The 7,368-nt window shown below is 53.5% G+C and carries 7 protein-coding genes; 4 read left to right on the top strand and 3 right to left on the bottom strand.

Translation table 11 applies throughout. The features are described from left to right. The 4 genes from INT22_RS09330 to arfA form a co-directional block, all read left to right on the top strand. Window positions 1-707 (top strand): formate/nitrite transporter family protein (locus INT22_RS09330; RefSeq protein WP_226912558.1); only part of this gene is annotated, 707 nt, incomplete at its 5' end. A gap of 69 nt (window positions 708-776) precedes the next feature. Next, complete coding sequence (locus INT22_RS09335) at window positions 777-2,495, top strand: bifunctional protein-serine/threonine kinase/phosphatase (RefSeq protein WP_193068120.1); 1,719 nt, start codon at window positions 777-779, stop codon at window positions 2,493-2,495. Between the two features lie 45 nt (window positions 2,496-2,540). Next, window positions 2,541-3,428: a uroporphyrinogen-III C-methyltransferase gene (gene cobA / locus INT22_RS09340; protein WP_193068121.1), complete on the top strand. Its 888-nt coding sequence runs from the start codon at window positions 2,541-2,543 to the stop codon at window positions 3,426-3,428. 173 nt (window positions 3,429-3,601) lie between these two features. Then, window positions 3,602-3,751, top strand: a complete 150-nt coding sequence (gene arfA / locus INT22_RS09345; RefSeq protein ID WP_084183661.1) for an alternative ribosome rescue factor ArfA — start codon at window positions 3,602-3,604, stop codon at window positions 3,749-3,751. A gap of 164 nt (window positions 3,752-3,915) precedes the next feature. On the opposite strand, the gene INT22_RS09350 is transcribed toward arfA, so the two are convergent. From INT22_RS09350 to INT22_RS20615, 3 genes are all read right to left on the bottom strand, one after another. After that, on the bottom strand, window positions 3,916-4,164 hold the full coding sequence (locus tag INT22_RS09350) for a hypothetical protein (protein ID WP_193068122.1): 249 nt from the start codon (window positions 4,162-4,164) through the stop codon (window positions 3,916-3,918). Between the two features lie 445 nt (window positions 4,165-4,609). Further along, the gene (locus INT22_RS09355; RefSeq protein ID WP_193068123.1) at window positions 4,610-6,460 is read right to left on the bottom strand and encodes an ABC transporter ATP-binding protein; all 1,851 of its coding nucleotides are present in this window, start codon (window positions 6,458-6,460) and stop codon (window positions 4,610-4,612) included. 169 nt (window positions 6,461-6,629) lie between these two features. After that, window positions 6,630-7,368: gamma-glutamyltransferase (locus tag INT22_RS20615; RefSeq protein WP_226912559.1), on the bottom strand; the 739-nt coding region annotated here is incomplete at its 5' end.

The following is a 7,368-nucleotide window of genomic DNA, read 5'->3' on the forward strand; positions in this document are numbered from 1 at the left end:
CGGGGGCTATATTGGCCATCGCGGCGGTATTTGCGGTGACCGTAGCAGTGCAAACCGGCTACCCGATTATCGGCGCCATCCTGTTTCCGGTGGGCTTCTCGATACTCTATCTAATGGGCTTTGATCTGTTGACCGGGGTATTTGTGTTAACGCCGCTGGCGTGGCTGGATAAACGGCCTGGGGTGACGATTAATCGTATTCTCAAGCACTGGGGCATTGTGTTTATCGGTAATTTTGGTGGCGCATTAACGGTCGCCTTTCTAATGACGATTGTGTTTACCTACGGCTTTAGCACCGAACCTAGCGAAGTAGGGCGGGTCATTGGTGAAGTAGGTGAAGGGCGCACGGTGGGTTACAAAGAGTATGGCGCTGGCGGCATGGCGACTATTTTTATTCGCGGCATATTGTGCAACTGGATGGTGTCTCTTGGGGTTGTGGGGGCGATGATCTCAACTACGGTGAGCGGTAAGGTAATTGCCATGTGGATGCCGATTATGCTGTTCTTCGGTATGGGCTTTGAGCACTCGGTGGTCAACATGTTTCTGTTTCCATCTGGGCTGATGATGGGCGGTAACTTCTCGATTATGGATTACCTGATCTGGAACGAAATTCCGGTAGTGCTGGGTAACTTGATCGGTGGTTTGGCGTTAACAGGGCTCACGCTCTACACCACTCACGTGCGTACCGCGCCGCAAAAAGCCCTATGATCTGATAGGCAGTAGTTTGTCATTAACCAAGCCTTCGCTCCGGCGGAGGCTTTTTTTAGGGGAAGCATAATGGCAGCGCTGACCATTTCGCTCGGCCAGCACTCTGATAAAGGGCGCAAGCCCAGCAATCAGGATTTTTACGGCGCTTATCTACCCAGCGAACCCTTGCGCGCCACCAAAGGTATTGCGATCGCGTTGGCGGATGGGATTAGCAGCAGTGAGGTAAGCCGCGAGGCGAGCGAAGCAGCGGTGGGCGGGTTTTTAACAGACTACTACGCCACCCCAGCTACCTGGGCGGTTAAGACCTCCGCCCAGCGGGTGCTGCAGGCCACCAATGCATGGCTTTATGCCCAAACCCGGCAAAGCCAGTATCGCTACAACCTGGATCGTGGCTATGTGTGTACCCTCAGCGCGATGGTGATTAAATCCACCACTGCGCACCTGTTTCACGTCGGCGATAGCCGAATCTATCAGCTCGCTGGTAATACGTTGGAGCCACTGACCGAGGATCACCGCTTCTGGGCATCCCGGGAAGTCAGCCATTTAAGCCGCGCCATGGGGGCCAGCCAGCACCTGGAGCTGGATTATTGCGCCGTATCGCTGAACGTGGGCGATGTGTTTGTACTCACTACCGACGGTGTTTATGAGTGGCTAAGCAGCGCCGAAATGGCCGCGCTGATTCACGCCCATTGGGGCGATCTCGATGCAGCGGCTGAGGCGCTAATCGTGGCTGCAATCGACAAAGGCAGCGACGATAATCTCACCGTGCAAATTGTGCGCATTGATTCGCTGCCTGAGCGCCACGCTAATGAGCTCTACGCGGCGCTGAGTACACTGCCGTCACCGTCTGAACTGCGCGCAGGAAGCGAGCTGGACGGCTACCGCATTGTGCGTCAACTGCATGCCAGTAGTCGCAGCCATGTCTACCTGGCGGAAGATGTCGCCAGTGGCGAGAAGGTGGCACTAAAAACCCTCTCAACCGAGCTAAGCCAAGATCCCGAGAGTATCGAGCGGTTTGTGCGCGAAGAGTGGATTGCACGGCGCATCGACAATCAGCACGTGCTTAAAGCCCCCATCCAAGAGCGCCCTCGCCACTACCTTTACACCGTGCTGGCGTATATTGAAGGACAAGCCTTGACCCAGTGGATGCGCGACCATCCTAACGCTGAATTAGCCATCGTACGCCCCATTATCGAGCAAATCGCCAAAGGGCTGCGCGCCTTTCATCGGCTGGAAATGCTGCATCAGGATTTACGCCCCGATAACGTCATGATCGATAGCCACGGAACGGTGAAGCTGATTGATTTTGGCGCTGCCAAGGTGGCGGGTCTTGCTGAAGAGGTCAGTGCGGCTAGCGACGATATTCTAGGTACCGCCCAGTACACCGCGCCGGAGTATTTTCTGGGTGAAGGCGGCACGCCCCGTTCGGATCAGTACTCACTGGCAGTGATTACCTATCAGATGCTAACCGGCACGCTGCCCTATGGTACCGAGGTGGCCAAAACTCGCACCCGGGCGGCGCAACATAAGCTTGCTTACCAATCGGCGCTAAGCGAAAATCGTCAGTTACCCGCTTGGGTGGATGAAGTGCTCAAAAAAGCCTTGCATCCTAACCCTCACTACCGTTACCTGGCGCTTTCGGAGTTTGTCTTTGAGCTTCACTCGCCAAGCCCAGGGATGCTCAATCGCGCTAAACAGCCTCTACTGGAGCGCGATCCAGTGCTTTTTTGGAAAGGCGTCTCGTTGGCGTTGGCTATTGTCGTGATTGCACTGCTCGTCGTTAAGTGAGGCTGAGAGCGTGAATCATTACTCATCACTGAGAGGAGCGTCCACATGCGTGCGCTAAGCAAACAACTAACCCGGAAATGGCTTGAGGCCTTTATGCGCCTCAGTCAGCGGGTGTTAGCGCCCTTTGGTCGCGAGTCAGCCGAGCGCTTACGCCTACCACTAAGCGGTGAGTGCCGTTCTGGAACGGTGTATTTAGTCGGTGCAGGAAGTGGAGATATGGAGCTGCTCACCCTGAAAGCGGCGCGACTGTTAATGCAGGCTGATGCGGTGGTCTATGACCGTTTAGTGGGCGACGATGTGCTGGGGCTGATACCGCCAGGTACTGAACGCTATTACGTGGGGAAAGCAAGCGGGCATCACAGCGTGCCTCAGGATGAGATAGGTGCATTGATCGTCTCGCTTGCTCAGGCGGGTAAGTCAGTTGTACGTTTGAAAGGTGGCGACCCTGGCGTATTTGGGCGTATGGGCGAAGAACTGGGGGCGCTAGCGAATGCCTCGATATCTGCTGAAATAGTGCCAGGTATTACCGCTGCCTCGGCGGCCGCTGCGGGGATGGGGATTCCGCTAACAGATCGTGGCCATGCCCAGCAGCTGCGCTTTATTACGGCGCAACTGTGCCGAGAAGGCGGTACGCCGGACTGGGCAACCCTTGCCCGTCAGGATGAAACCCTAGTGTTCTATATGGGGCTTTCCAAAGTAGATGCTATCTGCCACGGCCTTCGCCAAGCGGGCCTGCCCGATACGTGGCCCATTATGTTGGTGGCCAATGCTAGCCAGCCCGAACAGCAATCGTTGGTGGGCACGTTGGCGGATATGCCCATGCGACTCGCTGCTCAACCGTTACCCTCGCCATGCCTGATTATGGTGGGCAGCGTGGTGAGCATGGTGGCGGAAAGTCCTGCCGCGAGCACGTTAACCACCCGTGGTGATTAAGCGCCCTAAGCATCTTGGGAACTTGGCCGATCTCATTGGGTCATACAAGCGGCGAAACCAATAGGAACGGCAGGCGGTGGAAGCAAATGCGCTGCTTAATAAACGATTGTTAATGGCTATTTTTTAAAGACTGTTTTTTCAAAGACTGTTTTGCAAAGGATGAGGAGTACACCGTGAAAAAAGGCAAGATACGCGATAACGCACTGAAAGCGCAGCTGCGAACGCCTATGTTCAAAATGCAGCAGCAAACACCGAAAAAAGGAAAGGGTAGTTACTCCCGTAAAGGTAAGAGTGATGGGCGAGGGTATCGCCAAGCCGCTTGAGTAGGCGTTTTGGCGATGCCTTCCCCAGGCATCTTATTGCTCGGCCTTTTTACCGAGCAACTCTCATCAGCTTCGCCGACCTCTTAAGGTCGGCTTTTTTAATGGGATTTGATGTGCGCGCATTAATAAAACGCCCCGGCCACTTCCTGTGACCGGGGCGTTAGCTATGTCAGGCTGCTCCCGCAGTGTGGACACGTTTCATAGGCATCGCGGGTTTCGGCCTGGTGGCGTTGATTGCGCTGACTTGGTTCCTCTACACCGTGAATAGATACCAGTTGGCCCTGCTCCCAGCGTAAGCCAATATCTTTTAACAGGTGCGAGTTGTGGAGACGTGGGTTTTCGTAAAGACGCCGCTGAGTGCGATAGTGCTTAACGGCGTTGAATAACTTGCGGGTAATTGTTGCCACTGCCATGGGATCGGTCTCCTGGGTTAGGAGGCCGGGCAACATCGCGATCAGGGAGTATCAAAGGTAACGATAAAACACATGGCCGCGACATCTGCCGCGGCCAATTTTCTCACTACATTTCTGGCGCGCGACAACAATAAGCCGATACCGAATTATTAATAACTCGGTGCAGCTTATTCATTCGGGTCGCGGGGATTTGCCAGCGCATGAGAAGGTCTCTGAAAAGTCTCGTTAATAAAAATAAAGCTACTTTTTAAAAGTAGCCTTTATCTTTTAACCGATGCTTATAGGAGCGTCAACAGTTAAGAAACCTCTGATTAACTATTACGCTTGGCCATACTGCGTTAAAAATCGCCTCAAAATGCTCATTTACAACTCGTAAACTCCGCTTTTTCGTTGATTTTTGCCTTGTCTGGCCTGCGCTCATCACATTAATCAGAGGCTCCTTCAGTTAACGATAACCCTTGGCTTGAAGCCGAAACAGTTTTGCATACCGACCATTACAAGTAAGCAGTTCTTCATGGGTGCCGCGTTCAATAATACTCCCTTGGTCAATCACAATGATCTGGTCGGCGCTGCGCACTGTCGAAAAACGGTGGGAAATTAAAATCGTCATTTTATCGTGGCTATGCTCGCGAAAGCGGGCGAATACTTCTGCTTCCGCTGCGGCATCCATCGCTGCGGTAGGCTCATCCAGCACTAAAATATCGGCATTGTGGCGCATATAAGCGCGTGAAAGTGCTACTTTTTGCCATTGCCCACCTGAAAGCTCCTGGCCATTTTTAAACCAACGCCCTAGCTGGGTTTGGTAGCCATGTGGCATGCGGTCGATAAAGCTATCCGCCATGCCATCGTGAGCGGCTTGCTGCCAGCGTTCTTGGTCATCAAAGGCTTGAGTGTCGCCAACCCCAAGGTTTTCGCCAACAGAGAGTTGGTAACGCACAAAATCTTGGAAAATAACCCCAACCCGCATCCGTAATGCCTGGGTATCCCAGTGCTTGAGGTCACTACCGTCCAGCAAAATGCGTCCTTTGGTCGGGTGGTAGAGCCGCGTTAATAGCTTAATCAGCGTGGTTTTGCCCGAGCCGTTTTCCCCGACTAATGCAATACTTTTGCCCGGCGCTAAATGTAGCGAAATATTGTGCAGTACGTCGCTGCCACCGGGGTAGGCAAAGCTGACGTGTTCGAAGCGTAACCCATCACCTGGTGCTATACCTTTGGTGAGGTGGCCTTCTTCACCTTCGGTGGGTTGCTCGAGGTATTCGTAAAGATTGGAAAGATAGAGGTTGTCTTCGTACATACCGCTAATAGCAGTCAAACTTGCTGAAAGGGCGCTTTGGCCTTGTTTAAATACCATCAAATACATGGTCATTTGGCCAAGGGTAAGCGCGCCCGCGACAGTTTCAATCACTACCCAGGCGTAGGCAGCGTAAAATGTCAGCGTGCCTAACAGGCCAAGGATAAATCCCCAGCCTTCCCGACGTAACGTTAGGCGGCGGTCTTCGGCAAATAGTTTGGTAAAGATATCCCGGTAACGCTGGAGAAACAGACCTTCTAAGCCGAAGAGCTTTACCTCTTTGATACTGTCTTCCCGAGCAAGCACCGTTTCTAGGTATATTTGCATACGGGTTTGCGGTGAGCGCCAGCGAAATAGCCGAAAGGCATCGCCGGAAAACTTCGCTTCTGAGAGAAACACGGGCAATGCTCCCACCACCAAGATGAGTAACGCCCAGGGGGAGAACTGCACCAGTAGAAACCCGAAGCTAGCCAGTGAAATAGCATTTTGTAGCAACCCGAAAGTTTTATTCACCAGCGCGAGCGGGCGCGTAGACGCTTCCCGCCGTGCCCGAGTGAGCTGGTCGTACAATTCTGAATCTTCAAACTGGCTGAGTGATAGAGTGCCCGCTTTCTCTAGAATCATCACATTAACTTTCTGGCCCAGCAGCGCACGCAGTAGCGATTGCTGGGCCGAAAGGCCGCGTTGTGCCAGGGCAATAAACGCAATAATCAGCCCTTCCAAGGCGACTAAGCCTAATACAGGCGTTAGTGTTTCCCAGAGGTTGGGCGAACTCGCCGCCTGATAGCTTTCCATCGCCGCCACGACGCCATCCACAATCAGTTGGCCGACCCAGGCAGCCACGGCAGGTAGAACCCCTGCCACTAAGGTGCATAACGCTAAGCCCAGCATCATCCAGCGCGAGGTTTCCCACACTAGTGCAAGTGCACGTCGGCTATAGCGGAACACACTAAAGAAACCGCTCAGCGGTGAAGGAGAGGCAGTGTCGGACGGTAATGGCGGCATAGTGAGACAGGCAAGTACCTAGCAAGAAAGAGTGCCATGATGCGACGCTTTGGCGTTGATAGCCAGCCTACTGCTGTGCAGTGCGTAAACTGCCCAGCAGTAGGTGGAGATCAAACTATATTGCAAAGCGGATATTGAAAGGTCGTGTGAACGTTGGGTGAACAAAAATTTAAAGAGGCAGTACCGCGCCATCGGTGCGCGGCTCGGTACCGCCTTGGAGCACACCGCTGTCAGGGTCGCGTAGAATGATTTGACCCCGGCCAAAAGTAATGGAGTCGGCGACTTTAACGATGTGATGCCCGCGGCGGGCTAGGGCAAGTGCTAAGTGGTTGGGGAAGTCAGCTTCGACTTCAATTGTTGTGCCGTTGGTCCACTTCCAGCGCGGCATATCTAGTGCTGCCTGTGGGTTTAGGTGATCCTCTAGCATCGCTGTTACTACCTGCACATGACCTTGGGGCTGCATGTAGCCACCCATCACGCCGAAGGGCCCAACGGCTTGGTTATCTTTGGTGATAAAGCCGGGGATAATAGTGTGGTAAGTGCGTTTGCCGGGGGCTAACGCGTTGGGATGTTGTGGATCAAGGGAGAATGACCAACCACGGTTTTGCAGGCTGATGCCGGTGCCAGGCACGACCATTCCAGAGCCAAAGCCTTCAAAATTGCTTTGAATAAATGACACCATATTACCGTCATCATCCGCTGTTGCTAGGTAGACGGTGCCGCCCTTTAGCGGATTGCCATGGACCGGGTTAATGGCGTCTTGGCCAATAAGACCTGCGCGTTGCGAGAGATAATCACTCGATAGCATTTGCTCAACGCTGGGTTGCATTGCGGAGCATTCAGTAATGTAGCGTAAGCCATCTACGTAACCCAGTTTTGTTGCTTCGATACGGCGGGGAAGGGGTTCC

This window comes from Halomonas sp. 3D7M (assembly GCF_014897885.1).
GTDB lineage: Bacteria > Pseudomonadota > Gammaproteobacteria > Pseudomonadales > Halomonadaceae > Vreelandella.

Bases quoted from the DNA above. Each gene is read 5' to 3' on its own strand.
- cobA (WP_193068121.1), top strand. From the start codon at position 2,541: ATGCGTGCGCTAAGCAAACAACTAACCCGGAAATGGCTTGAGGCCTTT.
- INT22_RS09350 (WP_193068122.1), bottom strand. From the start codon at position 4,164: ATGGCAGTGGCAACAATTACCCGCAAGTTATTCAACGCCGTTAAGCAC.
- INT22_RS09355 (WP_193068123.1), bottom strand. From the start codon at position 6,460: ATGCCGCCATTACCGTCCGACACTGCCTCTCCTTCACCGCTGAGCGGT.
- INT22_RS09335 (WP_193068120.1), top strand. From the start codon at position 777: ATGGCAGCGCTGACCATTTCGCTCGGCCAGCACTCTGATAAAGGGCGC.